The organism is Vibrio sp. OPT46 (assembly GCF_015163535.1).
Lineage (GTDB): Bacteria > Pseudomonadota > Gammaproteobacteria > Enterobacterales > Vibrionaceae > Vibrio > Vibrio alginolyticus.
The window spans coordinates 1-614 of sequence record NZ_JADDYG010000040.1 but is presented as its reverse complement, the minus strand read 5'-3'; the positions used below and the strand labels follow the sequence as shown (position 1 = coordinate 614).

Annotated in this window: 1 rRNA gene; it reads left to right on the top strand. The window is 50.8% G+C overall.

The window, feature by feature from the left end:
• Nucleotides 1-614: ribosomal RNA gene (locus tag IQR33_RS02450) — 23S ribosomal RNA — on the top strand; the annotation flags it as partial.

Genomic DNA, 614 nt, shown 5'->3' with positions numbered 1-614 from the left:
TGTGACTGCGTACCTTTTGTATAATGGGTCAGCGACTTATATTCAGTGGCAAGGTTAACCATCTAGGGGAGCCGTAGGGAAACCGAGTCTTAACTGGGCGTTCAGTCTCTGGATATAGACCCGAAACCAGGTGATCTAGCCATGGGCAGGTTGAAGGTTGAGTAACATCAACTGGAGGACCGAACCGACTAATGTTGAAAAATTAGCGGATGACTTGTGGCTAGGGGTGAAAGGCCAATCAAACCTGGAGATAGCTGGTTCTCCCCGAAAGCTATTTAGGTAGCGCCTCGGACGAATACTACTGGGGGTAGAGCACTGTTAAGGCTAGGGGGTCATCCCGACTTACCAACCCTTTGCAAACTCCGAATACCAGTAAGTACTATCCGGGAGACACACGGCGGGTGCTAACGTCCGTCGTGGAGAGGGAAACAACCCAGACCGCCAGCTAAGGTCCCAAATTACTACTAAGTGGGAAACGATGTGGGAAGGCTCAGACAGCCAGGATGTTGGCTTAGAAGCAGCCATCATTTAAAGAAAGCGTAATAGCTCACTGGTCGAGTCGGCCTGCGCGGAAGATGTAACGGGGCTAAGTAGTAAACCGAAGCTGCGGCAAT